Annotated in this window: 19 protein-coding genes and 2 pseudogenes; 15 read left to right on the forward strand and 6 right to left on the reverse strand. The window is 67.1% G+C overall.

Annotated elements, in window-relative coordinates; genetic code table 11:
- The first annotated feature begins 27 nt into the window (after nt 1-27).
- The 4 genes from nusG to ACAG25_RS08190 all read left to right on the forward strand — a co-directional run bounded on the left by nusG (nt 28) and on the right by ACAG25_RS08190 (nt 3879).
- Nucleotides 28-813, forward strand: coding sequence for a transcription termination/antitermination protein NusG (gene nusG, locus ACAG25_RS08175; RefSeq protein WP_370487855.1), 786 nt, complete (start codon nt 28-30; stop codon nt 811-813).
- A 47-nt stretch (nt 814-860) separates the two neighbouring features.
- Entirely contained in the window at nt 861-1289 is a 429-nt protein-coding gene (gene rplK, locus ACAG25_RS08180; protein WP_370487856.1) for a 50S ribosomal protein L11, read from the forward strand.
- Between the two features lie 95 nt (nt 1290-1384).
- Nucleotides 1385-2092, forward strand: coding sequence for a 50S ribosomal protein L1 (gene rplA, locus ACAG25_RS08185; RefSeq protein WP_370487857.1), 708 nt, complete (start codon nt 1385-1387; stop codon nt 2090-2092).
- Between the two features lie 284 nt (nt 2093-2376).
- Entirely contained in the window at nt 2377-3879 is a 1503-nt protein-coding gene (locus tag ACAG25_RS08190; protein WP_370487858.1) for a PE-PPE domain-containing protein, read from the forward strand.
- A 14-nt stretch (nt 3880-3893) separates the two neighbouring features.
- Here ACAG25_RS08190 and ACAG25_RS08195 read toward each other — a convergent pair whose 3' ends face one another.
- From ACAG25_RS08195 to ACAG25_RS08210, 4 genes and pseudogenes are all read right to left on the reverse strand, one after another.
- Nucleotides 3894-4793 (reverse strand): cyclopropane mycolic acid synthase family methyltransferase, encoded by a 900-nt coding sequence (locus tag ACAG25_RS08195; protein ID WP_370487859.1) that lies wholly within the window; start codon nt 4791-4793, stop codon nt 3894-3896.
- A gap of 141 nt (nt 4794-4934) precedes the next feature.
- Nucleotides 4935-5840 carry an alpha/beta fold hydrolase gene (locus ACAG25_RS08200; RefSeq protein WP_370488086.1) on the reverse strand — a complete coding sequence of 302 codons (906 nt, stop codon included), beginning with the start codon at nt 5838-5840 and terminating at the stop codon, nt 4935-4937.
- Nucleotides 5840-7204, reverse strand: a complete 1365-nt coding sequence (locus ACAG25_RS08205) for an ABC1 kinase family protein (RefSeq protein ID WP_370487860.1) — start codon at nt 7202-7204, stop codon at nt 5840-5842. Before ACAG25_RS08205 ends, ACAG25_RS08200 begins: the two co-directional genes overlap by 1 nt.
- Nucleotides 7205-7262: 58 nt before the next feature.
- Nucleotides 7263-8266: pseudogene (locus ACAG25_RS08210) on the reverse strand (oxygenase MpaB family protein).
- A 132-nt stretch (nt 8267-8398) separates the two neighbouring features.
- Here ACAG25_RS08210 and ACAG25_RS08215 point away from each other — a divergent pair.
- Together ACAG25_RS08215 and ACAG25_RS08220 are read left to right on the forward strand one after the other, a co-directional pair.
- Nucleotides 8399-8962 carry a TetR/AcrR family transcriptional regulator gene (locus tag ACAG25_RS08215; protein WP_370487861.1) on the forward strand — a complete coding sequence of 188 codons (564 nt, stop codon included), beginning with the start codon at nt 8399-8401 and terminating at the stop codon, nt 8960-8962.
- Nucleotides 8963-9082: 120 nt separating this feature from the next.
- Nucleotides 9083-9382: a hypothetical protein gene (locus ACAG25_RS08220; protein ID WP_370487862.1), complete on the forward strand. Its 300-nt coding sequence runs from the start codon at nt 9083-9085 to the stop codon at nt 9380-9382.
- Between the two features lie 68 nt (nt 9383-9450).
- On the opposite strand, the gene ACAG25_RS08225 is transcribed toward ACAG25_RS08220, so the two are convergent.
- Both ACAG25_RS08225 and ACAG25_RS08230 read right to left on the reverse strand, forming a co-directional pair.
- The gene (locus ACAG25_RS08225) at nt 9451-10071 is read right to left on the reverse strand and encodes a DinB family protein (protein ID WP_370487863.1); all 621 of its coding nucleotides are present in this window, start codon (nt 10069-10071) and stop codon (nt 9451-9453) included.
- Between the two features lies 1 nt (nt 10072).
- Nucleotides 10073-10594 (reverse strand): DinB family protein, encoded by a 522-nt coding sequence (locus ACAG25_RS08230; RefSeq protein ID WP_370487864.1) that lies wholly within the window; start codon nt 10592-10594, stop codon nt 10073-10075.
- A 60-nt stretch (nt 10595-10654) separates the two neighbouring features.
- Between ACAG25_RS08230 and ACAG25_RS08235 the strand changes: the two genes are divergently transcribed.
- The 9 genes and pseudogenes from ACAG25_RS08235 to ACAG25_RS08275 form a co-directional block, all read left to right on the forward strand.
- Complete coding sequence (locus ACAG25_RS08235) at nt 10655-11608, forward strand: helix-turn-helix transcriptional regulator (protein ID WP_370487865.1); 954 nt, start codon at nt 10655-10657, stop codon at nt 11606-11608.
- Nucleotides 11605-12507 carry an ROK family protein gene (locus ACAG25_RS08240; RefSeq protein WP_370487866.1) on the forward strand — a complete coding sequence of 301 codons (903 nt, stop codon included), beginning with the start codon at nt 11605-11607 and terminating at the stop codon, nt 12505-12507. The genes ACAG25_RS08235 and ACAG25_RS08240 overlap by 4 nt, the downstream gene beginning before the upstream one ends.
- Before the next feature lie 232 nt (nt 12508-12739).
- Nucleotides 12740-13267 carry a 50S ribosomal protein L10 gene (gene rplJ / locus ACAG25_RS08245; RefSeq protein ID WP_370487867.1) on the forward strand — a complete coding sequence of 176 codons (528 nt, stop codon included), beginning with the start codon at nt 12740-12742 and terminating at the stop codon, nt 13265-13267.
- A 53-nt stretch (nt 13268-13320) separates the two neighbouring features.
- Nucleotides 13321-13713 (forward strand): 50S ribosomal protein L7/L12, encoded by a 393-nt coding sequence (gene rplL / locus ACAG25_RS08250; RefSeq protein WP_370487868.1) that lies wholly within the window; start codon nt 13321-13323, stop codon nt 13711-13713.
- Nucleotides 13714-13871: 158 nt separating this feature from the next.
- The gene (locus ACAG25_RS08255; protein WP_370487869.1) at nt 13872-14954 is read left to right on the forward strand and encodes an ABC transporter ATP-binding protein; all 1083 of its coding nucleotides are present in this window, start codon (nt 13872-13874) and stop codon (nt 14952-14954) included.
- A 355-nt stretch (nt 14955-15309) separates the two neighbouring features.
- Nucleotides 15310-17067, forward strand: a complete 1758-nt coding sequence (locus ACAG25_RS08260; protein ID WP_370487870.1) for an alpha/beta hydrolase — start codon at nt 15310-15312, stop codon at nt 17065-17067.
- 416 nt (nt 17068-17483) lie between these two features.
- Nucleotides 17484-20993: a DNA-directed RNA polymerase subunit beta gene (locus ACAG25_RS08265; protein WP_370487871.1), complete on the forward strand. Its 3510-nt coding sequence runs from the start codon at nt 17484-17486 to the stop codon at nt 20991-20993.
- Between the two features lie 50 nt (nt 20994-21043).
- The gene (locus ACAG25_RS08270) at nt 21044-24997 is read left to right on the forward strand and encodes a DNA-directed RNA polymerase subunit beta' (protein ID WP_370487872.1); all 3954 of its coding nucleotides are present in this window, start codon (nt 21044-21046) and stop codon (nt 24995-24997) included.
- Between the two features lie 77 nt (nt 24998-25074).
- A pseudogene (locus ACAG25_RS08275) lies at nt 25075-25629 on the forward strand (hypothetical protein); the annotation flags it as partial.
- Between the last annotated feature and the right edge of the window lie 46 nt (nt 25630-25675).

Consider the following 25675-nt stretch of genomic DNA (forward strand, 5'->3'; position numbering starts at 1 on the left):
AACCGACATTTCAGAGAGGACTGACACGTGACGAGCTTCGACGGCGAAGCGCCCTCGGGCGAGCCCGTCGACACCACGGACGTCGACGAAGCCAACACGGAGGCCGTGAGCGCCGAAGAGGACGCCGCACCCGCCGAGGTGGTCGACGACGCAGCTGGTGCCGAGGAAGCCCCCGAGGAAGAAGAGGACCCGGCCGTCGCGCTCAAGAAGGAGCTGCGACTCAAGCCGGGCGAGTGGTATGTCATCCACTCCTACGCCGGTTACGAGAACAAGGTGAAGGCCAACCTCGAGACCCGCGTCCAGAACCTCGACGTCGGCGACTACATCTTCCAGGTCGAGGTGCCCACCGAAGAGGTCACCGAGATCAAGAACGGCCAGCGCAAGCAGGTCAACCGGAAGGTGCTGCCGGGCTACATCCTGGTCCGCATGGAACTCAACGACGAATCCTGGGGCGCGGTGCGCAACACCCCCGGTGTGACGGGCTTCGTGGGTGCCACCTCGCGTCCTTCGCCGCTGTCGCTCGACGACGTCGTGAAGTTCCTGCTTCCGCAGGGCCCGGCGAAGAAGGCCGGCAAAGCGGGTTCGTCGGCCGCCGCGGCTGGGACATCGGAGGCCGGCGGCATCGAGCGCCCGGTCATCGAGGTCGACTTCGAGGTCGGCGAGTCGGTCACCGTCATGGACGGCCCGTTCGCGACGCTGCCCGCCTCGATCAGCGAGGTCAACGCCGAGCAGCAGAAGCTCAAGGTGCTGGTGTCGATCTTCGGCCGTGAAACACCGGTCGAACTGACCTTCAACCAGGTCGCCAAGATTTAAGCGGGCCGTTCGCAGCCCACCTCAAGGAAAAGAAGGAAAGCACAGCCATGCCCCCGAAGAAGAAGGTCGTCGGGCTGATCAAGCTGCAGATCCAGGCCGGGCAGGCCAACCCCGCCCCGCCGGTCGGACCCGCGCTCGGCCAGCACGGCGTCAACATCATGGAGTTCTGCAAGGCGTACAACGCCGCGACCGAGTCGCAGCGCGGCAACGTCATCCCCGTGGAGATCACCGTCTACGAGGACCGCAGCTTCACGTTCACGCTGAAGACCCCGCCCGCCGCCAAGCTGCTCCTCAAGGCCGCCGGCGTGGCCAAGGGTTCCGGCGAGCCGCACAAGACCAAGGTCGCCAAGGTGACCTGGGACCAGGTGCGTGAGATCGCCGAGACCAAGAAGGCCGACCTGAACGCCAACGACATCGATCAGGCCGCCAAGATCATCGCGGGCACGGCCCGTTCGATGGGGATCACCGTCGAGTAGCTTGCGGATCGACCAGACCGCAGTCGAATAAGACGGATCTCGTGGGAGGGCTGGCATCGGCCCGCACCACAACTTCTGAGAACTAGGAGACAACAATGAGCAAGAACAGCAAGGCCTACCGCGCCGCTGCTGAGAAGGTCGACAGGACCCAGCTGTACACGCCGCTGGAGGCCGTGAAGCTGGCCAAGGAGACGTCGTCGGCCAAGCAGGACGCCACCGTCGAGGTCGCCATCCGGCTCGGGGTGGACCCCCGCAAGGCCGATCAGATGGTCCGCGGCACCGTGAACCTGCCCCACGGCACCGGTAAGACCGCGCGCGTCGCGGTGTTCGCAGTCGGCGAGAAGGCCGAGCAGGCCCAGGCCGCCGGCGCCGACATCGTCGGCAGCGACGACCTGATCGAGGCGATCCAGGGCGGCATGCTGGACTTCGACGCCGCGATCGCCACCCCCGACCAGATGGCGAAGGTCGGTCGCATCGCGCGCATCCTGGGCCCCCGCGGCCTGATGCCCAACCCGAAGACCGGCACCGTCACCCCCGATGTCGCCAAGGCTGTCACCGACATCAAGGGCGGCAAGATCAACTTCCGCGTGGACAAGCAGGCCAACCTGCACTTCGTGATCGGTAAGGCCTCGTTCGACGAGAAGGCGCTGGCCGAGAACTACGGCGCCGCGCTCGACGAGATCCTGCGTGCCAAGCCGTCGTCGTCGAAGGGTCGCTACCTGAAGAAGGTCGTCGTCTCGACGACCACCGGACCCGGCATCCCGGTCGACCCGACGGTCACCCGCAACTTCGCAGAGGCCTGACGGCCACTGACAGAAAACCCGCGCCTGCGATGCAGGCGCGGGCTTTTCGTCTCCAAGCTTCGGAGTGCTCCTCGGCCACCAATTCCGCCGGTAGCGACCCGATCGGCGTCCCCCACGAACGATGATCGAGCGCTGTGACCAGCGGCCGTCGGCGTGTCCCCCACTGACCTCGTGTGGTGGCCGAGAAGCACCCCCGCAGCAAGATAACACCGCCCGCGTCAATACCGGTCGGAAATCGCTGGTTTTCCACCCGCGCACGCAGCCGAATATGTGATCGTTGTCACATGCGTAGTCGGGCGCGCGCAGGCGTGCTGCTCGTCCTTTCCGTCGTCGTCGTGATGGTGCTGGGTGTCGCGTCGGCGTTCATGTCGGCCGTGGCGCTCGGCGCGACGGCACTGATCGTGCCGGGTACCGGAACCCCGGACCCGGAGGTCGAGAACTACAAGCAGCACGCGTGGGATCGGTACATCAAGGGCGTGGCGTGCACCGACGCGCAGGAGTGCGAGGATCCGGTGCTCACCGGCATCCCGTACCCGGCGTCGTTCTGGCCGATGTCGATCTTCCCGGACTGGTGTGTCCCCGGACGCTGCGAGAAGTGGGACGTCTCGGTGGGGGAGGGGGTGGCGCATCTCAAGGAGGCACTGCTGCCGCTGCTGGCCCCGAGCTCCACCGAGGACGTCTTCATCTTCGGGTACTCCCAGGGCGGCGCGGTGGTGGCCAACACCCTGCAGTACCTCGGCGAACTGGGTCTGTCGGAGAAGGTCAAGGAGCGGTTGCAGGTCGTCACGATCGGCGGCATCGAGAATCCCGACGGCGGCCTGTGGCAGAGGCTGGCGTGGCTGCGCTACCTGCTGGGCAGTCCGGTTCCCGTCCTGGACCTCACCTTCGAGCCGGCGATGCCTGTCGATCTCGGAATCCGTACCACCGCAATCGGTTTCGAGTACGACCCGGTGACCTACGCGCCCCGATTCTGGGGCAACCCGTTCGCGATGCTCAACGCGTTCGCGGCGTTCGACACCGTGCACGGCTACTACCTGTCACCTGACGGCGACGACGCCCCCGACGTCACCATGCCCTACGGCTACACCGCCGAGACGCTGGCTCCGCAGCTGGATTGTTCACTCAACCAAAGCAATTGCCGCACAGATAAATTCGGCAACACCTACATCATCATCCCGGCGACCAGCCTGCCGCTGACCGACCTGGTGCGGTCCTGGGCCGACGACGCCCGGATCGGCTGGCTGCTCGAACCGTTCATCGATCTGGTGGAACCGGTGCTGCGTGAGGCGGTGGACCTCGGCTACGACTGGACCGGCGACCCCGGCGTGCCGCGCAGTCTGAGTGTGCTGCCGTTCAAGCTGTTCCAGAACTGGATCAAGGTGGGCATCGACTTCGCGGTCGCGGCGATCAAGGGTGTCGAGGCGTTCCTCGGGAACTTCGTGCCGCGTGAGTCCGAGGTGGAGACCCTCGATCCGCCGGCGGAAACCGATCAGGCCCGCACGACCGAAGAGGTCGAGGACCGCGTAGCGCCGTCGCGTCGTGCGGAGGTGACCGCGACCGAGGAGGCGGTGACCGCGGCGACGGAGGAAACCGTCACCACGGAGGACACGGTCACCGAGAAGGAGGCGGTCCTCGTCGAGGACATCGTCGAGGACGTCGCCGAAAACGACGACACCGCGGCAGAGGAACCCGAGCCGACCGAGGACGCCACGCCGACGCTGCGTGAGCGCAACCCCGAGACGTCCGGGGACGGGTTCAGGACCAAGCGCACCCGCGCCGCGGCCTGACGGCTACCGCACGGTCAGGCCGCCGCGGCACCCGGCTTGAGGTAGGTCACCAGGCTGACGTCGATGGCCTCGTCCATGAAGTAGTACTGGCAGCCCTTGAGGTAGCGCATGTAGCGGTGGTAGTTCTCCTCGTCGGTCGCGGCGATCGCGGCCTCTTTGTTCTGCTCCAGCCGGTCGGCCCAGATGCCGAGGGTCTTGATGTAGTGGTTGCGCAGTGACAGCGGCTTGGGCACCGTGAAGCCGGCCTTCTCACCGTGCTCGACGAGCATCTGGGTGGACGGGATCCGCCCGCCGGGGAAGATCTCGGTGATCATGAACTTGATGAAGCGGGCCAGCTCGAAGGTCAGCTTCTTGCCGCGTTCGGCCAGGTCGTACGGGTGGTAGCCGACGCTGCTCTGGATCGTCATCCGGCCGTCGTCGGGCATCACGTCGAAGCACATCTTGAAGAAGTCGTCGTAGCGCTCGAAGCCGAAGTGCTCGATGGCCTCGATCGACACGATCCGGTCGACGGGGGAGTGGAACTGCTCCCAGCCCTCGAGCCGGACGTCGAAGGTGCGGGTGGTGTCGAGCTTGCCGAGCAGCTGGTCGCAGTAGGCCTTCTGGTTCTTGCTCAGCGTCAGGCCGATGACGTTGACGTCGTATTTCTCCATCGCGCGCTGCAGCGTCAGGCCCCAGCCGCAGCCCACCTCCAGCAGTGTCATGCCGGGCTTGAGGTCGAGGCTGTCGAGATGCTGGTCGACGTTGGCGATCTGGGCCTCCGACAGCGTGCAGTACGGCCCGGTGAAGAAGCCGCAGCTGTACTTGCGGGTGGGGTCCTGGAAGACGCCGAAGAAGTCGTCCGACAGATCGTAATGCGCCTGGATGTCCTCGAAATGAGGCGTCATGTCCTTCGTGCCGGTGGATTGGTCAGACATATTTCCCCTGCTCTTGCTGCCCACGTGATCCTGCTGTGGATGACCGTACCCATACGCCTGCTCATCGCTGCTGCAAACACGCGTCGTGCGGGGATCAGACTAGCCGTCCGCCCTCGAAGTGGGCCAACTCACCTAGTGAGACTAGGTAGCCATTGCGAATGTGGCCGTCAGCTCGGCGACGATGTCGTCCCACAGCGGCTCGGGCAGTTCATGGCCCATGCCGTCGAACAGCACCAACCGGGCACCGTCGATCGCGCGGGCGACCGACCGCCCACCGGACGGGCGCATCAGCTTGTCGGCCTTACCGTGCAGTACGACCGTGGGGACGCGCGTCCGGCGGTTGTAGGGCAGCAGACTGCCGCTGCCGGTGATCGCGTTGAACTGCCGCGCGATGCCCTGCGGATAGTAGGAGCGGTCGTAGAACGCGACCGCGTCGGCGCGCAGCTTCTCCTCGGACGCCGGGAAGCCCGGGCTGCCGATGATGCGGCTGACCCGGATCGAGTTCTCGATGATCACGTCGCGCGGCGAGTTCGGCGGCGGGCCGGTGATGACCGACAGGAGCTGCCGCGGTCCCGGCGGAGGCAGCAGGGCCCGGTTGTTCGACGAGAAGATCACGCCGAGGCTGCGGGTGCGCTGCGCGTGCCGGGCGGCGACGATCTGGGCGATCATGCCGCCCATCGAGCCGCCGACCACGTGCGCGCGCTCGATGCCGAGGTGGTCGAGCAGCGCGGCGGCGTCGTCGGCCATGTCCTCCAGCGTGTACACCGCGGGGCTCTTGCGGCCGACGAGTGAGCGCACCATGTTGCCGACCTGCGAGCCGCGGGTGCGGTGCCCGTCGAACTTGCTGGACAGCCCCACGTCGCGGTTGTCGAACCGGATCACCCGCAGGCCACGGTCGATCAGCTTGCGGCAGAAGCCCTCACGCCAGAACGTCAGCTGCGCACCGAGCCCCATGATCATCAGCACCGCGGGATCGTCGGGGTTGCCCATGTCCTCGTAGTGGATCTCCAGATCCCCGGACGGCGCCTTGCCTTCGCGGATGTCGATCATGCGTCGAGCTCTTTATCGTGCTCCCGAGAGACCTCCACCATGAAGTTCGCGAAGTAACCGGTCAGGGCGGGGTCGCTCATCATCTGCCACTTGGGTGCCAGCAGTTTCATGTAGCGCTCCACGTACAGGAACTGCTTGCCGATCAGCACCAGCTCGCGCGGCAGCTTCACGTCGTAGGCCTCGGCCAGCGCGGAGAGCTGCCGCCCGATCTCGGCGTAGCTCATGTCGCCCAGCGTCGACATGGTCAGCGGGGTGGCGAACTTCTCGAGGTCCTTGGCGGCTTCGGCTTCGGGCTTCATCGTGCCGACCGCGCCCATCAACACCACGATCTTGCCCGCCGCGGCGTGGTCCTTCTTGACCAGCAGCGCATACACCAACTCGCGCAGCAGCCAGCGGGTCCGCGGGTCGATGCGGCCCATGATGCCGAAATCGAAGAACACGATCTTGCCGTCGTCGTCGACGTAGAGGTTGCCGGCGTGCAGGTCGCCGTGGAACAGGCCGTGCCGCAGCCCGCCTTCGAACAGGCTGAACAACAGCGCCTTGACCAGTTCGGTGCCGTCGAAGCCCTTCTTGCGGAGCGCGGCGACGTCGTCGATACGCACGCCGCTGACGCGTTCCATCGTCAGCACCCGCTCGCTGGTCAGGTCCCAGTACACCTGCGGGACCCGGATGTTGCGGCCGAGCGGGGACGCGTGCATGTGCGCCACCCACGCGTCCATCGACTGCGCCTCCAGCCGGAAGTCGAGCTCCTCGGCCAGGTTGTCGGCGAAATCGGCGACGACGTTCTGCGCGGACAGCCGCTGCCCCGTCTTGGCCAGCTCGACCAGCCGCGCGCCGCGTTTGAGGATCTGCAGATCGGCGGCGACGCGGCGACGGATGCCGGGGCGCTGGATCTTGACGACCACCTCCTCGCCGGAGTGCAGGGTCGCGTAGTGCACCTGCGCGATGGAGGCCGACGCGAACGGCTGCTCGTCGAACGACTTGAACAGGTTGGCCGGCTCGTCGCCGAGTTCCTCGCGGAAGAGCTGGTGGACGGCCTTCGGGTCGGCCGGGGGGACGCGGTCGAGCAGGCTGCGGAACTCGCGGCTCAGGGGTTCGCCGAACGCCCCCGGGCTGGACGCGATGATCTGCCCGAACTTGACGTAGGTCGGACCCAGATCGGCGAACGTCTGCGGGATCTGCTTGACGATCTTCTGCTGCAGGGAGCCGCGGCGCAGCAGGGTGCCCGCGACGCGGGCACCGGTGCGGGTCACCTGCCAGCCGGTGGCGCCGACACGGGCGACCTCGACGGGCAGCGGCACCCGGTCCAGCCGGGCCCCCTCGCGCTGCGGTGTCTGGTTGGTCTTCCGGGTGGTGCTCATAGTCCGCCAGTGTCCCAAAAAGTCGCCATCGGGGAAAAAACCCGGCGACGACCGCTGGTCAGGCGCGCGCGAACGACTCCTCGAGTTCCTCACGCGAGCGGACCTGGTCGGTGCCGGGTCGGTACGTCGGGAGCGTGTGGGGTGCCAGCTCGGGATCCAGGCCGCCGGCCACGCGGGCCTTGGCCTCCTCGAACTCACGCACGGGGCCCGAGGCGAGGTGGATGCCGTTGATGGTCGACCAGACCATCGCGCGCCGCGCGGTGCGTTCGACGATGTTCGGGTCGCGGTGTTGGATCAGCCCTTTCGCCCACTTCGGCATGGTGTCGCGCACCGCCCAGTTCAGCGCGCTCTGCGGCAACGGCAGGTCGGGGCCGGTGGCCATCGCGGTGCCGTAGGTGACGGCGAGTCGGGGCAGATAGGACTCCAGGCACTCGAGTGTCTCGGCCTTGGTGGTGGGCAGATCGGTGCCGCCGAGGGCGCGCCCCACCCGCACGAACTCACCGTAGTAGCGGTCGATCTGCCTGCCGCGCAAGGGATTCGGATGGTACAGCTCGTGGGCGGTGGCGATCCCCCACACCACCGTCGCATAGTTCCACCGCAGCCAGTCCGGATCGTCGGCGTCGTAGCGCGCGCCGTCGGGCCGGGTGCCCTTGATGGTGTGGTGCATCGACCGCACCGCCAGCGAGAGCCGCTCGGCGGTCTCGGTGGATCCGTAGGCGGTACCGATGAAGAACGCCACCGAATGGCCCAGCCGCACCAGAGCACCCTTCGGGTCGATCTGCGGCATCGGGTCGTCGCGACTCTCGGGTTTGACCAGCCGGGAGTGGTGCACGCCCATCCAGTAGATCGACGGGTCGAGCCGCTCGATGAAGGCCGCGCACTGCAGCCCGAACACCAGAGCCTGCATGTGGGAGTGCACGTGCCAGACCGCGCTGCCCGGACCGAACCAGCCGGGGTCGCCGCCGGGCCCGCGAACTCCATGCCTTTGAAGAAGTGCCGGCGGATGTCCCGGTCGAATTGCCGGTCGAAGAACTGTCCGACGAGTTGGTGCGGCAGGAACATGCGATCCTCCAAGTTGGTCACGGGTGTGCCCAGAATAGCGTTTGGGGACGATCGTGACCAGAACCCCCTCGACCGGCTTACGCTGGTCCGGTGTCTGGTCCCGTGAGTCCGAGCAGGTGGGCCGGGGTTCGGATGACCGATCGCCGCGCCGAACGCCGCGAACTGCTCATCGACGCCGCGTTCCGGCTCTTCGGGGACGGCGGCGAGCCAGCGCTGTCCGTGCGCTCGGTGTGCCGCGAGTCCGGGCTGAACACCCGCTACTTCTACGAGAGTTTCACCGGGACCGACGAGTTGCTCGGCGCCGTCTACGACCGGGTCAGCGCGGAACTGGCCACCGAGGTCGAGCGCGCGATGGGGGACGCGCCCGACTCCCTGCGTGCCCGCACCCGGGCCGGCATGGCCGCGGTGCTGCACTTCAGTTCCGCCGACCCGCGACGGGGACGGGTGCTGTTCACCGACGCCCGCGCCAACCCGGTGCTGACGCAGCGCCGGGCCGCGACACAGGACATCCTGCGCGAAGCCGTCCTCTCCGAGGGATGGCGGTTGCATCCCGACACCGCGCCCGTGGCCGCCATGGTCGGCGCGGCGATGTACACGGGCGCGATGGCCGAGCTGGCGCAGCAGTGGCTGACCGGTGAGCTCGGCGACGATCTCGACGCCGTGGTCGACTACGCGCTGCAGCTCGTCCTGCGCTGAAAACCCTTGGAACCGACGGATTTCTGCCAGCCGTCAACCAATTCCTGCCACCGGAATTAAACGCTTGACCTGCTGGTTCAACGGTGCAGACGAACAAGATCAGGGAAGCAGGAACACGAAATGAAGAAGTTCACCATCGCCACCGCCGTCGCTGCTGGACTGTCGACCGCCCTGCTGGGCCTGGCCACCCCGGCCGTGGCCGCACCGTCGGGATCGGGCAACGCCAAGGCCACCATCAGCCAGCTCGAGGCCGAGGGCAACCGGGTGGTCGTCAACCGCAAGGGCAACACCCCGCTGGCAGAAGCCAACGTCGTGGCGGTCCGCCCCGGCCCGGAATTCCAGACGTGGGTGTGGGACGCCCAGCGTGACGACCGCATCCTGGTCCCCGCCGGCCGCACCTACTTCGTCGACGTGGCCTGAACGCGCGGCTTGAATCCGGAAAGGGGCACCCCTCCCCTCGGGGGTGCCCCTTTCCCATGTCCGGACCCTTATTCGACGGTCGCCTTCGGCGACTCCTGCTGAACAGACCAGGGCGTCAGCCATTCCGTCGCCGGCCACCCCTCCAACCCCGCGAGCAGCTCGTAGAGCGTGGCGCCGTCGATGCTCTCCCGGATGATGTCGCCCTGGCCGGCGTGCCGAGCCAGTTCCTCGATCATGTGGAAGAACACCCAGCGCACCGACCACGCCGGAACATCCTTCGGAAACCACGGCACGTGCTGCGGGATCGGCACGGCCGCGCCCAGATCGGTCGACTCCAGCAGCGCCATCGTCGCGGCGTTCTGCCGATCGAACGCCGCGAGCAGATCGGCGAGGGTCTCGTCCGGGTCCATCACGAACTCGTCGGAATAGTCGGCGGCCTGGGCGTCCATCGGACGCTGATCGGCCTCGCAGAGCTCGGGCGCCGCGGCGACCCGTTCCATCCAACTGCGCTGGCAACCGGTGACGTGCTTGATCAGGCCGCCGATGGACAGCGCGCTGACCGACGGGGTCGAGCGCGCCTGCTCGTCGGTCAAGCCGAACGCGATCGCGTGGAACGCGTACTGCTGCGCGGCCAGATACTGCTTGAGTCCGTCGCGCTCGTCGGCGATCGGCGGGGGTAGGGCGGCCATGTCAGGTGATCCTCTCGGTGCGGGTGTACAGGTCGCGGAGCAGGGAGATCTCGGCGCCGTGGTGGATGACCTCGCGGTTGATGTGCAGGATCAACTCGATCATCGGGTGCTCGGCCCACTCACCCTCGGCGGGACCGACAGGACGCCACAACGCGGCCTCGTCGAGCCCACGCACCCCGTCGTTCCAGCGGCGGTACGCGTCGTCGAGCTGGGTCAGCGCGGTCGCCGCGTCGGTCGCGTACGCCCACGACGCGTAGTCGGCCGGCGGACCGCCGAAGTGCGCATGCACCCGCACCGCGAGCACGCCGACGATGACATGCGCCAGACGCCACGCGATCGTCGTGACCGGCTCGGGCTGCGGAGCCGGATGGGCGAAGTCGACGGTCCCGTCACGGTGCACGGTCCAGCAGTCGGACACCGGAGCCCAGAAGTACTCGTCGTCGGTGAGTCCGTCCAGGCGCGGCCGCAGCTGGCCGCGCCAGTGGAAGTCCAACTGCTCGGCCAGGTGGTCGACGAGGGTCATGCCGAAACTGTCGCACCCATTGCGGACAGTTTCCGTCCTCGACAGGAGGAGACTGGTGGCGTGTCCGGAACAACCGCCCGCGTATTGCATCTGCTGGGCCTGCTGCAGTCACGGCGGGTGTGGAGCGGCCAGGACCTCGCCGAGCGGCTCGGGGTGACCACGCGCAGCGTCCGCCGTGACGTCGACCGGCTGCGAGAGCTGGGTTATCCCGTGCACGCCAGCGCCGGAGTCGGTGGCGGCTATCAACTGGGCGCGGGGGCGGCACTGCCGCCACTGCTGCTCGATCCCGACGAGGCGGTCGCGGTGGCCGTGTGCCTGCGGCTCGCAGCCGGTGGCAGCGTCGCCGGGGTGGGTGAGTCGGCGCTGCGTGCCCTGACCAAACTCGACCAGGTGATGCCGGCCCGGCTGCGTTCCCAGGTGGCCGCGGTCCACCAGACCACCGTCACGCTCGACGCCGGCAACGACACCCCGGTCGCGCCGGAGGTGCTGATGACGCTCGCGCGCGCCAGCCGCGACCACGAGCACGTCACCACCACCTACACCGATGCGCGCGGAACCGTCACCGCGCGCCGCCTCGAGCCCTACCGCCTGGTGACGACCGGACGCCGCTGGTACCTGGTGTGCCACGACCGCGACCGCGACGACTGGCGAAGCCTTCGCCTGGACCGCATGACCGACGTGGTGGCCGACGGCACCACGTTCAGGCCGCGCCCGACCCCGGACCCGGCGTCCTACGTCCGCCGCGCCATCAGCTCCTCGCCGTACCCGTACATCGCGAAAGTCCGGTACTTCGCACCGAGTGACGTTGTGGCACAGTGTTTTCCGGGGGCCTCGGTGAACGTGGAACCGGACGGACCGGACGCCGCCATCCTGACGACCGGCGCCGACGACCCCAGACGCATGGTGGCCTGGCTGGCGCTGCCCGACTGCGCCTTCGAGGTGCTCGAACCGCCCGAACTCGTCGCGGCGGTCCGTGCGATGTCCGACCGGCTGGCCGCGGCGGTCACCCGATGACCGGCGACGTGCTGGCCCTCGACATCGGCGGCACCAAACTCGCGGCCGCACTCGTCGGCCCCGACGGCGCACTGCTCCGTACCCGACGCTGCCCGACGCCCGCTGGTGACGCCGAGCAGATATGGGACGCAGTCGCCGCGCTGCTCGCCGACGTCGGGGATGCGGCCCGGCCCAACGCGGTCGGGGTGTCCGCGCCCGGCCCGATCGACCACCGGCACGGCACGGTCAGCCCGATCAACATGGCCTGGCGCGACTTCCCGCTGACCGCGCGGGTCGCCGAGGCCACCGGGTTGCCGGTCACCCTCGCCGGGGACGGCGTGTGCATGGCGTTCGGGGAGAACCGGTTCGGGGCCGCGCGCGACGCGCGGTTCGTGCTCGGGTTCGTGGTGTCGACCGGGGTCGGCGGCGGGCTGGTGCTCGACGGGCGGCCCGTGCTCGGGCGCACCGGCAACGCGGGCCACGTCGGGCACGTCGTCGTCGAACCCGACGGGTCGCCGTGCACGTGCGGCGGACGGGGTTGTGTCGAGACCGTCGCGTCGGGTCCGAACCTCGTCCGGTGGGCCCGCGCCGAGGGTTGGCGCGCCGGCGCAGACGCCGACGCACGCGTCCTGGCCGAGGCCGCGCGAGCCGGTGAGCCCATCGCCGTCCGCGCCTTCCGGCGCGGCGCCGACGCGCTGGCCCGCATGATCGCGTCGGTGGCGGCGGTCGCCGACCTGGACGTCGTCGTCGTCGGCGGCGGTGTCGCACAGTCCGGGTCGGTGTTGTTCGAGCCGCTGCGCGAGGCGCTGGATCAGTACGCCGGACTGGACTTCATCCGCGAGGTGCGGGTGGTCTCGGCAGAACTCGGGGGAGACGCGGGCCTGGTCGGGGCCGCGGAGCTGGCGCGACGTTTTGGCTGACCGGTGGCCGACGCGCTATGGTGTGTCGGTTCCACCGAAGACCGTCGGTTACCGAGTGATCGGTTGAAGGTCCGGGTTCCGACCCGGCGGCCCACGCAGGAGGACGAGGCTAGTACGTGTACGTATGTCTGCGCCCCGACCTGTCTGCGTCGGGGCGTTCGTGTTTTCCGGCCTTCTCGGCAGCCTGCGGTCCCGGGTGGAACATCGGAATATCCACCACGAGGAGGCATGCATGGCCAAGGCTGACAAGGCCACCGCGGTTGCCGACATCGCCGAGCAGTTCAAGGAGGCCTCGGCGACGCTCGTCACCGAGTACCGCGGACTGACCGTCGCTCACCTCAAGGACCTGCGCCGTTCGCTCGGTGACTCCGCCACCTACACCGTCGCCAAGAACACGCTGGTCAAGCGTGCCGCGGCGGAGGCGGGCATCGAGGGTCTCGACGACCTGTTCGTCGGTCCCACCGCGATCGCGTTCGTCAAGGGCGAGGCCGTCGACGCCGCCAAGGCGATCAAGACCTTCGCCAAGGACAACAAGGCGCTGGTCATCAAGGGCGGCTACATGGACGGCCGTGCGCTGTCCGTCGACGAGGTCAACCGCATCGCGGACCTCGAGTCCCGCGAGGTGCTGCTGGCCAAGATGGCCGGCGCGATGAAGGCGAATCTGTCCAAGGCCGCCGGTCTGTTCAACGCTCCGGCGTCGCAGGTCGCGCGTCTGGCTGCCGCGCTGCAAGAGAAGAAGGAAGGCGAAGAGGCCGCATAGGTCGCTCGCCCCAACACCCCCAACTTACGAAGTAAGAATCAGGAAGGACCATCATGGCCAAGCTGTCCACCGATGAACTGCTCGACGCCTTCAAGGAGCTGACGCTGCTGGAGCTGTCCGAGTTCGTCAAGAAGTTCGAGGAGACCTTCGAGGTCACCGCCGCCGCCCCCGTCGCCGTGGCCGCTGCCGGCCCCGCCGCCGGTGGTGCCCCCGCCGAGGCCGCTGAGGAGCAGTCGGAGTTCGACGTCATCCTCGAGTCCGCCGGCGACAAGAAGATCGGCGTCATCAAGGTCGTCCGCGAGATCGTCTCCGGCCTGGGCCTCAAGGAGGCCAAGGACCTGGTCGACGGCGCTCCCAAGCCGCTGCTGGAGAAGGTCAACAAGGAAGCCGCCGACGAGGCCAAGAGCAAGCTCGAGGCTGCCGGCGCGACGGTCACCGTCAAGTAAGGCAGACATCGTCAACTGTGGGGCCGGTCCGGTGACGGATCGGCCCCACAGCCGTCTTCGGCGGACCGAGTGTGGCGGCGAAGGGCGGTAGGTTACAGTGACTCAAGCCACAGACGGGAAACCTGTGGCAGGGAATCCGGGACTGGAGAGGAATCCGCGTGGGCATTGGCATTCAGATTGAGGGGCTGACCAAGTCCTTCGGAGCCCAGCGAATCTGGGAGGACGTCACGTTCGACCTCCCCGCAGGCGAGGTCAGCGTTCTGCTCGGGCCGTCCGGTACCGGTAAGTCGGTCTTCCTGAAGTCGTTGATCGGCCTGCTGCGTCCGGAGCGCGGCAAGATCATCGTCGACGGCACCAACATCATCGAGTGTTCGGCCAAGGAGCTCTACGAGATCCGCACGCTGTTCGGCGTGATGTTCCAGGACGGCGCACTGTTCGGCTCGATGAGCCTGTACGACAACACCGCTTTCCCTCTTCGTGAGCACACGAAGAAGAAGGAGAGCGAGATCCGCAAGATCGTCATGGAGAAGCTCGACCTGGTCGGTCTGGGCGGGGACGAGAACAAGTTCCCCGGCGAGATCTCCGGCGGTATGCGCAAGCGTGCCGGCCTGGCGCGGTCGCTGGTGCTGGATCCGCAGATCATCCTCTGCGACGAGCCGGACTCCGGTCTGGACCCGGTCCGTACCGCCTACCTGTCGCAGCTGCTGATCGACATCAACGCGCAGATCGACTGCACGATCCTGATCGTGACGCACAACATCAACATCGCGCGCACCGTGCCGGACAACATGGGCATGTTGTTCCGCAAGCACCTGGTGATGTTCGGTCCCCGCGAGGTGTTGCTGACCAGCGATGAGCCGGTGGTCAAGCAGTTCCTCAACGGTCGGCGTATCGGCCCGATCGGTATGTCCGAGGAGAAGGACGAGTCGACGATGGCCGAGGAGCAGGCCATGATCGACGCCGGCCACCACGACGGTGGCGTCGAGGAGATCGAGGGCGTGCCCCCGCAGATCCAGGCCACCCCGGGCATGCCGGAACGCAAGGCTGTCGGCCGCCGCCAGGCCCGCGTCCGCGAGATCATGCACACGCTGCCGCCGGCCGCCCAGGAAGCCATCCGCGCCGACCTCGAGGGCACCCAGCAGTACCCGGTGCGCGACTATCCCGACGAAAGCACCACACGTCAGCAGTCCGCCGAGGACGACGCCCCGACCGGGCGCATCCCCGTGGCGGGAGACCGCTGACCAGCTAGATCCACCCTCCAGAAGCCGGGTTCGGACCGCCAGGTCCGGACCCGGTTTTGTCGTGTTCGGGGCGTCGTTCAGGGCCACCACGGCGTGCGACGACTGGTGCGTGAGAGGCAGACGTTGCTGATTCCGCTCTGACGGATGTCAACTTGAAAACGATAATAGCCCTTTGGCGAAGTACCTTCCAGAACGTCAATTCTTACGCTTGTTCTAGCTGCGCAATCATGGCGTTTTGCGACTGATTGCGCTGTTCCGTGTCCGGGGGTTGCGAAATTAACGGCAGTGGTTATAAAGTTTGCCAGAATCGCACGACCATGCACCATTCGGCCGCCGAGTATGCAGGAGAGCCCCCATGAACGACCGCTATCGTGTCCTGTTCGGTGCGGGAGTCCTGGCCGGTGGGATGTCGGCAGCGGTGCTCGCCGGGGCAGGCGTAGCGGCGGCCGAGGACGGGTCTTCGAGCGACTCGAGTGCGCGGTCGGCCACGGATGCGGGCCCGCGCTCCACGGCGGGCAGTGGCACGTCGTCGGAGCGGGCCGGCGACGCCCAGACCGATGGGTCGAGCGACCGCGGCGAATTCCGAGAGGCCTCCACTCGCGCCGACCGCAGCGAATCCCGGGCCGAGCGCGCCGCGGCTCGGGCCGAGCGCGTCGAAGAACGGCGCGCGCTGCTCGTACGCCTCGAGGACCACGAGGACGAGACCGAAGCCGAGGATGAGGTCACGCCGGACGTGCAGTCACCTGTCGAGGTCGACGTTCCGGCACCTGACGACACCGGCGTGGTCGCCGGCGACGAAGCCACTGACACGACACCGGCACCGGGCGGCGAACCCGCTCCTGCGAGTGCGCCCGTCTCGCCCACCGAGCCGGTCCCGTCGAGCAAGCAGAGTGCCGACGCCGAGGACCATCCGCCAGCGAGCACCTACGTGCAGAGCATGGAGACCGATCTGGGCGCACAGGAGGCGGCGTCGGTCATGAAGGCCGCCGCAGTCGAGAACCCCTGGCTCGGCGTCGCCGACGACCTGGTCAAGGCCTTCAACGTCCTCAACGACATCGCCACCGCGGCCTACAACCTCTACACCCGGACGATGGAGTTCTTCGCCGGCCCGCTGCGCGCGCCGTTCGGCAGCTGGGTGCGCGCTGAGAAGTCGAGCCTGGTCCTCGGCGACGGCGTCGAGGTGCGGGCGGACTGGTACTTCCCGCCCGGCTTCAAGGCGCCGACCGGGTTGATCTACTTCCAGCACGGCTTCCTGGCCACCGGTTCGTTCTACAGCGCCACGGCGGCCTACCTCGCCGAGAAGACCAACAGCATCGTCGTGGTGCCGACCCTGACCTGGAATCCGCTCGACGTCGAGAACTATCCGCTGATGCTCCCGCACACCTACCGGGCCATCGCCGACCTGTTCACCGGGGACCGCGCCGCGCTGAAGGCCTCGGCCAAGCTCGCCGGTTTCGGCGGTCGGCTACCGGAACGCGTCGTGTTCGCGGGCCACTCCGCAGGCGGGGGTACGGCGGTCGGTGCGGCCGGCTATCTGGTCGAACGCGGCGGCGCCGACGATCTCGCCGGCGTCGTGATGCTCGACGGCGCCGCGTTCTTCGGAACCCTCGCGGCCTCGCTGGCCAAGATTCCGACGTCGATACCCGTCTACAACCTGGCCGCCGAACCCGACAACTGGAACATCTACGGCGAAGCCAGCTTCTATCTGGCTCAGGCCCGGCCGGACGCGTTCACCGGAATCCAGGTCGATGGAGGCAAGCATTCCGACGGCATGCAGAGCGCCAGCCCGACGGTGCAGTTCCTGACCTATCTGGCCACCGGGTTCTCGAGGCCGTGGACCGTCGCGACCAGCGAGTTGATGGCCTCCGGCTGGATCAACGACATGCTCAAGGGCACCCACACCGCCAAGTACTACGGCGAGCCCGGCTCCTCGCTGGACATCCTGATCGGCTGGTGGCGTCAATCGGTCGAGGTGCTCTCCGTCGACACCGTGCCGTTGAGCGCTTTGCACCAGGTGATCGCGTGCTTGTTCAGCCCGGGTGCGCCGGCCTGCGAGGGACTGCCCGACCCCCTGGCGGGCTTGGTGGCCCGCGGCCGTCCGGTCCTGGTCTGAGCGTCTCGTCGCCCCAACGCCGTCGCGGATCGAACACGTCGGCGAAAATGCATGCACAAACACCGCGTTATCTCTTGACGGCAGGGCGAAACCGGGCCAATCTATTGCCCAGCATGTTTGCACGGGTTGAGATGGCCAGCCAGCGCCTGACCGGCCACGCGCCGCAGCGAGACCGGGACGCATCCGGATGTTGAGGAATGACGCGTCCTGCGCTATCGTTGGACGTTGCGCTGGCTGCATCCTGCCCACTCCGGTTTTCCAAGACCCGCTTCGCACGCGGTTCTCTGAGGGTTTCTCAGAGATCTAGACGCGTGCCTTGTGTCCGGACAGGCTGGTGAAGCCGGCCGAACCGACGCAGATTCGCGGCGAACGGTCCGGTGCACGTCGGCACCTGGGCTTCACGAACGTCGCATGAGGTGCTGGAAGGATGCATCTTGGCAGGGTCCCGCCAGATCGAGTCACAGACTGCTACTACTAATAGCTCCGTTCCCGGAGCGCCAAACCGAATTTCCTTCGCGAAGCTCCGTGAGCCCCTCGAGGTTCCCGGGCTTCTCGACGTTCAGACCGAATCGTTCGAATGGCTGATCGGCTCGGAGGAGTGGTTCCAGCGCGCCGTCGACCGTGGTGACGTAGAGCCTCGCGGTGGCCTGCAGGAGGTGCTCGAGGAGCTCAGCCCGATCGAGGACTTCTCCGGCTCGATGTCGTTGTCCTTCTCCGATCCGCGCTTCGACGAAGTCAAGGCACCGGTCGACGAGTGCAAAGACAAGGACATGACGTACGCGGCTCCGCTGTTCGTCACCGCGGAGTTCATCAACAACAACACCGGTGAGATCAAGAGCCAGACGGTCTTCATGGGTGACTTCCCGATGATGACCGAGAAGGGCACCTTCATCATCAACGGCACCGAGCGTGTCGTGGTGTCCCAGCTGGTGCGTTCGCCCGGTGTGTACTTCGACGAGTCCATCGACAAGTCCACCGAGAAGACCCTGCACAGCGTCAAGGTGATCCCCGGCCGCGGTGCGTGGCTGGAGTTCGACGTCGACAAGCGCGACACCGTCGGTGTGCGCATCGACCGCAAGCGCCGCCAGCCCGTCACCGTGCTGCTCAAGGCGCTGGGCTGGACCAACGAGCAGATCACCGAGCGGTTCGGCTTCTCCGAGATCATGATGAGCACGCTGGAGAAGGACAACACCGCCGGCACCGACGAGGCGCTGCTCGACATCTACCGCAAGCTGCGTCCGGGCGAGCCGCCCACCAAGGAGTCCGCGCAGACCCTGCTGGAGAACCTGTTCTTCAAGGAGAAGCGCTACGACCTCGCCCGCGTGGGTCGCTACAAGGTCAACAAGAAGCTCGGCCTCAACGCCGGTCAGCCCATCGCCACCACCACGCTGACCGAAGAGGACATCGTCGCGACCATCGAGTACCTCGTGCGGCTGCACCAGGGCGACTCGGTCATGACGGTTCCCGGCGGCGTCGAGGTCCCCGTCGAGGTCGACGACATCGACCACTTCGGCAACCGTCGTCTGCGCACCGTGGGCGAGCTGATCCAGAACCAGATCCGGGTCGGCCTGTCCCGCATGGAACGCGTCGTGCGTGAGCGCATGACCACCCAGGACGTCGAGGCGATCACTCCGCAGACCCTGATCAACATCCGTCCTGTCGTGGCGGCGATCAAGGAGTTCTTCGGCACCAGCCAGCTGTCGCAGTTCATGGACCAGAACAACCCGCTGTCGGGTCTGACCCACAAGCGTCGTCTGTCGGCGCTGGGCCCCGGCGGTCTGTCCCGTGAGCGCGCCGGCCTCGAGGTCCGCGACGTGCACCCCAGCCACTACGGCCGCATGTGCCCGATCGAGACCCCCGAGGGTCCGAACATCGGTCTGATCGGTTCGCTGTCGGTGTACGCCCGGGTCAACCCGTTCGGGTTCATCGAGACGCCGTACCGCAAGGTCGTCGACGGTGTGGTCACCGACGAGATCCAGTACCTGACCGCCGACGAAGAGGACCGCTACATCGTCGCGCAGGCCAACTCGCCGACCGACGCAGGCGGTCGGTTCGAAGAGGAGCGCGTCCTGGTCCGCCGTAAGGGCGGCGAGGTCGAGTACGTCTCCAGCTCCGAGGTCGACTTCATGGACGTCTCGCCGCGCCAGATGGTGTCGGTCGCGACGGCGATGATCCCCTTCCTCGAGCACGACGACGCCAACCGTGCCCTGATGGGTGCCAACATGCAGCGTCAGGCGGTTCCGCTGGTTCGCAGCGAGGCCCCGCTGGTCGGCACCGGAATGGAGCTGCGCGCCGCGATCGACGCCGGTGACGTCGTCGTCGCCGACAAGGCCGGCGTCATCGAAGAGGTCAGCGCGGACTACGTCACCGTGATGGCCGACGACGGCACCCGGCACACCTATCGGATGCGCAAGTTCGCCCGCTCCAATCACGGCACCTGCGCCAACCAGCGTCCGATCGTCGACGCCGGCCAGCGGGTCGAGGCGGGGCAGGTCATCGCCGACGGGCCGTGCACCGAGAACGGTGAGATGGCGCTGGGCAAGAACCTGCTCGTCGCGATCATGCCGTGGGAGGGCCACAACTACGAGGACGCGATCATCCTCTCCAACCGTCTGGTTGAGGAGGACGTGCTCACCTCGATCCACATCGAAGAGCACGAGATCGACGCCCGCGACACCAAGCTGGGCGCCGAGGAGATCACCCGGGATATCCCGAACGTCTCCGATGAGGTGCTCGCCGACCTCGACGAGCGCGGCATCGTCCGCATCGGCGCCGAGGTCCGCGACGGCGACATCCTGGTCGGCAAGGTCACCCCGAAGGGCGAGACCGAGCTGACCCCGGAGGAGCGGCTGCTCCGCGCGATCTTCGGTGAGAAGGCGCGCGAGGTCCGCGACACGTCGCTGAAGGTGCCGCACGGTGAGTCCGGCAAGGTCATCGGCATCCGGGTGTTCTCCCGCGAGGACGACGACGAGCTGCCGGCCGGCGTCAACGAGCTGGTCCGCGTCTACGTCGCGCAGAAGCGCAAGATCTCCGACGGTGACAAGCTCGCCGGACGCCATGGCAACAAGGGCGTCATCGGCAAGATCCTGCCCGTCGAGGACATGCCGTTCCTGCCGGACGGCACCCCGGTGGACATCATCCTGAACACCCACGGTGTGCCGCGTCGTATGAACATCGGTCAGATCCTGGAAACCCACCTCGGGTGGGTGGCCAAGGCCGGCTGGAACATCAACGTCGCAGACGGCGCCGAGTGGGCGACCAACCTGCCCGAGGAGCTGCACTCCGCGGAGCCGAACAGCCTGGTGGCGACGCCGGTGTTCGACGGTGCGCAGGAAGGTGAGCTGCAGGGTCTGCTCGGGTCGACGCTGCCCAACCGCGACGGCGAGACCATGGTCAACGCCGACGGCAAGGCGGTGCTCTACGACGGCCGCAGTGGTGAACCGTTCCCGTACCCGGTGACGGTGGGCTACATGTACATCCTGAAGCTGCACCACCTGGTCGACGACAAGATCCACGCCCGCTCCACCGGCCCGTACTCGATGATCACCCAGCAGCCGCTGGGCGGTAAGGCGCAGTTCGGTGGTCAGCGCTTCGGTGAGATGGAGTGCTGGGCCATGCAGGCCTACGGTGCGGCCTACACGCTGCAGGAGCTTTTGACGATCAAGTCCGACGACACCGTCGGCCGCGTCAAGGTCTACGAGGCGATCGTCAAGGGCGAGAACATCCCCGAGCCGGGCATCCCGGAGTCGTTCAAGGTGCTTCTCAAGGAGCTGCAGTCGCTGTGCCTCAACGTCGAGGTGCTGTCTTCGGACGGTGCGGCCATCGAAATGCGTGACGGTGACGACGAGGACCTGGAGCGCGCTGCCGCGAACCTGGGAATCAACCTGTCGCGCAACGAGTCGGCGTCCGTCGAGGATCTCGCCTAACAGTCGTCCCTATCTGAAGTTTCAACACCCGCAAGGGGAAAGGGAGTTACGTGCTCGACGTCAACTTCTTCGATGAACTCCGCATCGGCCTGGCCACCGCGGACGACATCCGCAACTGGTCCTACGGCGAGGTCAAGAAGCCGGAGACCATCAACTACCGCACGCTGAAGCCGGAGAAGGACGGCCTGTTCTGCGAGAAGATCTTCGGACCGACTCGCGACTGGGAGTGCTACTGCGGCAAGTACAAGCGCGTCCGCTTCAAGGGCATCATCTGTGAGCGCTGCGGCGTCGAGGTCACTCGCGCCAAGGTGCGCCGTGAGCGGATGGGCCACATCGAACTGGCCGCACCCGTCACCCACATTTGGTACTTCAAGGGCGTCCCGTCGCGGCTGGGGTACCTGCTCGACCTGGCCCCGAAGGATCTCGAGAAGATCATCTACTTCGCGGCCTACGTGATCACCGCCGTCGACGACGAGATGCGTCACAACGAGCTCTCCACGCTGGAGGCCGAGATGGCCGTCGAGCGCAAGGCGATCGAGGATCAGCGCGACGCCGACCTGGAGGCCCGGGCCCAGAAGCTCGAGGCCGACATGAAGGAGCTCGAGGAAGAGGGCGCCAAGTCCGACGTCAAGCGCAAGGTGCGTGACGGCGGCGAGCGCGAGATGCGTCAGCTGCGCGACCGCGCCCAGCGTGAGCTCGACCGGCTCGAGGAGATCTGGACGACGTTCACCAAGCTGGCGCCCAAGCAGCTGATCGTCGACGAGTTGCTCTACCGCGAGCTGCAGGACCGCTACGGCGAGTACTTCGAGGGCGCCATGGGTGCCGAGTCGATCAAGAAGCTCATCGAGAACTTCGACATCGACGCCGAGGCCGATTCGCTGCGCGACACCATCCGCAACGGCAAGGGGCAGAAGAAGCTGCGCGCGCTCAAGCGACTCAAGGTCGTCGCGGCGTTCCAGCAGTCGTCGAACTCGCCGATGGGCATGGTGCTCGACGCCGTTCCGGTGATCCCGCCGGAGCTGCGCCCGATGGTCCAGCTCGACGGTGGCCGTTTCGCCACCTCCGACCTGAACGACCTGTACCGGCGCGTCATCAACCGCAACAACCGCCTCAAGCGACTGATCGACCTCGGCGCTCCCGAGATCATCGTCAACAACGAGAAGCGCATGCTTCAGGAGTCGGTGGACGCGTTGTTCGACAACGGCCGCCGCGGCCGCCCGGTCACCGGGCCGGGCAACCGTCCGCTCAAGTCGCTGTCGGATCTGCTCAAGGGCAAGCAGGGCCGCTTCCGGCAGAACCTGCTCGGTAAGCGCGTCGACTACTCGGGTCGTTCCGTGATCGTCGTCGGCCCGCAGCTCAAGCTGCACCAGTGCGGCCTGCCCAAGCTGATGGCGCTGGAGCTGTTCAAGCCGTTCGTGATGAAGCGTCTGGTCGACCTGAACCACGCGCAGAACATCAAGAGCGCCAAGCGCATGGTGGAGCGGCAGCGTCCACAGGTGTGGGACGTCCTCGAAGAGGTCATCGCCGAGCACCCGGTGCTGCTCAACCGTGCGCCCACGCTGCACCGCCTGGGCATCCAGGCCTTCGAGCCGCAGCTGGTCGAGGGCAAGGCCATCCAGCTGCACCCGCTGGTGTGTGAGGCGTTCAACGCCGACTTCGACGGTGACCAGATGGCCGTGCACCTTCCGCTGTCCGCGGAGGCGCAGGCCGAGGCCCGCATCCTGATGCTGTCCTCGAACAACATCCTGTCGCCGGCATCGGGCCGTCCGCTGGCCATGCCGCGTCTGGACATGGTGACCGGCCTGTACTACCTGACCACCATGGTCGAGGGCGACAAGGGCGAGTACACCGCGGCTGCGAAGGACACCCCGGAGTCCGGTGTGTACAGCTCGCCGGCCGAGGCCATCATGGCGATGGACCGCGGAGCGCTGAGTGTGCGCGCCAAGATCCGCGTCCGGCTGACGCAGCAGCGTCCGCCGGCCGACGTCGAGGCCGAACTGTTCCCGGAGGGCTGGAGCTTCGGTCAGCCGTGGACGGCGGAGACGACGCTGGGCCGGGTCATGTTCAACGAGCTGCTGCCCTACGGGTATCCGTTCGTCAACGAGCAGATGCACAAGAAGGTGCAGGCCCGCATCATCAACGATCTCGCGGAGCGCTTCCCGATGATCGTCGTGGCGCAGACCGTGGACAAGCTCAAGGACGCCGGCTTCTACTGGGCCACCCGCTCGGGTGTCACCGTGTCGATGGCCGACGTGCTGGTGCCGCCGCAGAAGCAGGAGATCCTGGAACGGTACGAATCCGAGGCCGACGGCATCGAGAAGAAGTACCAGCGCGGTGCGCTCAACCACGACGAGCGCAACGAGGCCCTGGTCAAGATCTGGCAGGACGCCACCGAAGAGGTCGGCAAGGCGCTGGAGGACTTCTACCCGGAGGACAACCCGATCATCACGATCGTGAAGTCCGGTGCCACGGGTAACTTCACCCAGACGCGCACCCTGGCCGGCATGAAGGGTCTGGTGACCAACCCGAAGGGTGAGTTCATCCCGCGTCCGATCAAGTCCTCGTTCCGTGAGGGCCTGACGGTGCTGGAGTACTTCATCAACACCCACGGTGCCCGCAAGGGTCTGGCCGACACCGCGCTGCGTACTGCCGACTCGGGTTACCTGACCCGTCGTCTGGTGGACGTTTCGCAGGACGTCATCGTCCGCGAGACCGACTGCGAGACCGAGCGCGGTATCACCGTCACGCTCGCCGAGAAGGCGGACGACGGCACGCTGGTGCGCGATCAGCACATCGAGACGTCGGCCTACGCCCGGACGTTGGCGCAGGACGCGGTCGACGCGGACGGCAACGTCGTCGTCGAGCGTGGCCACGACCTGGGTGACCCGGCGATCGACGCGCTACTGGCCGCCGGCATCACCGAGGTGAAGGTCCGCTCCGTGCTGACCTGCACCACGGGTACCGGCGTGTGCGCCATGTGCTACGGCCGCTCGATGGCGACCGGCAAGCTGGTCGACATCGGTGAGGCCGTCGGCATCGTCGCCGCGCAGTCCATCGGTGAGCCCGGCACGCAGCTGACCATGCGTACGTTCCACCAGGGTGGTGTCACCGGTGGCGCCGACATCGTCGGTGGTCTGCCCCGTGTGCAGGAGCTGTTCGAGGCGCGTATCCCGCGCAACCGTGCTCCGATCGCCGACGTCTCCGGGCGCGTGCGCCTCGAGGAGAGCGACAAGTTCTACAAGATCACCATCGTTCCCGACGACGGGGGCGAGGAGGTCGTGTACGACAAGCTGTCGCGTCGTCAGCGCCTGAAGGTGTACAAGCACGAGGACGGCACCGAGCGTCTGCTCGCCGACGGCGACCACGTCGAGGTGGGCCAGCAGCTGCTGGAAGGCTCGGCCGACCCGCACGAGGTGCTGCGCGTCCAGGGTCCCCGCGAGGTGCAGATCCACCTCGTCAAGGAGGTTCAGGAGGTGTACCGCGCCCAGGGTGTGTCGATCCACGACAAGCACATCGAGGTCATCGTCCGGCAGATGCTGCGTCGCGTCACGATCATCGACTCGGGTGCGACGGAGTTCCTGCCCGGCTCGCTGACCGAACGTGGTGAGTTCGAGACCGAGAACCGTCGCGTCGTGGCCGAGGGTGGCGAGCCCGCGGCCGGGCGTCCGGTACTGATGGGTATCACCAAGGCGTCGTTGGCCACCGATTCGTGGCTGTCGGCGGCGTCGTTCCAGGAGACCACGCGCGTGCTGACCGATGCGGCGATCAACTGCCGCAGCGACAAGCTGCAGGGTCTGAAGGAGAACGTGATCATCGGCAAGCTGATCCCGGCTGGTACCGGTATCAACCGCTACCGCAACATCCAGGTGCAGCCCACCGAAGAGGCCCGTGCTGCGGCGTACACGATCCCGTCCTACGAGGATCAGTACTACAGCCCGGACTTCGGCCAGGCCACCGGTGCTGCGGTGCCGCTGGACGATTACGGCTACAGCGACTACCGGTAGCGTTCGCCTTTCCAGCGCGAACAGTCCGCGAAAGCCCCCAGAACCTTCGGGTTTTGGGGGTTTTTGCGTCTGCTCGCGGGGGACGGCTGAAGGTCGTCGGCGGTCGGCTCGCCACCGCACCGGCATGGACGGCGGTGGAGATCGCCCGGACCTTACGGCGTCCACGCATCCTGGCGGTGCTCGACGCGGCGCTGCGCAGCGGTACGTGCGGTGCCGACGGCCTGCAGTCGGCAGTCGACGAACAGAAGCGGCGACGCGGCATCGTCGCCGTCCGTGAACTTCTCGTCCATGCCGACGGGCGCGCAGAGTCCCCGATGGAGAGCGAGGCACGACTGGTCTTCATCGACGGCGGTCTGCCGCCGGCAGAACTGCAATACGAGATCGTCGACTTCCACGAGCAGTTGTGGCGGGTGGACTTCGCGTGGCCGGAGTACGGAGTCGTCGCCGAGTACGACAGCATCGAATGGCATGCCTCACCGGAGGGGTGGAAGCACGACAAGCTCAAGGCCGCCCGTCTCCAGGAATGCGGGTGGACGACGGTCCCGATGGTCGTCGACGACGTGCGCCGTCGACCCGAGGAATTGGTCGCGCGCATCGCGCGGCACCTGGAACGCCCAGCTCTGGCCGGGTGAGCAGACACGTAAGCCCCCTGCAGAGGCCGAAATTGGGGGTCTACGC

This window comes from Mycobacterium sp. pV006, from assembly GCF_041287115.1.
In the GTDB taxonomy this organism is placed as follows: Bacteria; Actinomycetota; Actinomycetes; order Mycobacteriales; family Mycobacteriaceae; genus Mycobacterium.

Coding starts and splice junctions, on each gene's coding strand:
- rplL (WP_370487868.1), top strand. CDS start 13,321: ATGGCCAAGCTGTCCACCGATGAACTGCTCGACGCCTTCAAGGAGCTG.
- ACAG25_RS08225 (WP_370487863.1), bottom strand. CDS start 10,071: ATGGCCGCCCTACCCCCGCCGATCGCCGACGAGCGCGACGGACTCAAG.
- ACAG25_RS08230 (WP_370487864.1), bottom strand. CDS start 10,594: ATGACCCTCGTCGACCACCTGGCCGAGCAGTTGGACTTCCACTGGCGC.
- ACAG25_RS08260 (WP_370487870.1), top strand. CDS start 15,310: ATGAACGACCGCTATCGTGTCCTGTTCGGTGCGGGAGTCCTGGCCGGT.
- rplK (WP_370487856.1), top strand. CDS start 861: ATGCCCCCGAAGAAGAAGGTCGTCGGGCTGATCAAGCTGCAGATCCAG.
- rplJ (WP_370487867.1), top strand. CDS start 12,740: ATGGCCAAGGCTGACAAGGCCACCGCGGTTGCCGACATCGCCGAGCAG.
- rplA (WP_370487857.1), top strand. CDS start 1,385: ATGAGCAAGAACAGCAAGGCCTACCGCGCCGCTGCTGAGAAGGTCGAC.
- ACAG25_RS08220 (WP_370487862.1), top strand. CDS start 9,083: ATGAAGAAGTTCACCATCGCCACCGCCGTCGCTGCTGGACTGTCGACC.
- ACAG25_RS08215 (WP_370487861.1), top strand. CDS start 8,399: ATGACCGATCGCCGCGCCGAACGCCGCGAACTGCTCATCGACGCCGCG.
- ACAG25_RS08195 (WP_370487859.1), bottom strand. CDS start 4,793: ATGTCTGACCAATCCACCGGCACGAAGGACATGACGCCTCATTTCGAG.
- ACAG25_RS08190 (WP_370487858.1), top strand. CDS start 2,377: ATGCGTAGTCGGGCGCGCGCAGGCGTGCTGCTCGTCCTTTCCGTCGTC.
- ACAG25_RS08240 (WP_370487866.1), top strand. CDS start 11,605: ATGACCGGCGACGTGCTGGCCCTCGACATCGGCGGCACCAAACTCGCG.
- ACAG25_RS08205 (WP_370487860.1), bottom strand. CDS start 7,204: ATGAGCACCACCCGGAAGACCAACCAGACACCGCAGCGCGAGGGGGCC.